We start from the raw sequence: 262 nt of genomic DNA on the forward strand, positions 1-262 counted from the left end.
CCGAGCGGATTCTGCGCGAGGTCGCGAAGTTCTACCCGCTGCCGGTGTTCTTCAATGGCGCGCAAGTGCCGCGCGAGGACTTTCTCGCCAAGGCGATCTACATCGCCGAGTGGAACGGCAGCCAGATCGGCGTGTTCGAAGGGCGCGAATACCACCAGGACCCCACCACGAATTTCTATGGGATGGTGCTCACCCGCAAGCTTGCCAGCGTCTCGGAGAGCCTTGGCGGCAAAACATACCATGCCCGGCTCGATATCGGGGC

General features: G+C 62.2%; 1 pseudogene. It reads left to right on the forward strand.

What is annotated here, in order from left to right:
• A pseudogene (locus AX725_RS21285) lies at positions 1–262 on the forward strand (ATP-binding protein); the annotation flags it as partial.

The organism is Blastomonas sp. CCH9-A1, from assembly GCF_001557175.1.
GTDB classification, from domain to species: Bacteria; Pseudomonadota; Alphaproteobacteria; order Sphingomonadales; family Sphingomonadaceae; genus Blastomonas; species Blastomonas delafieldii_A.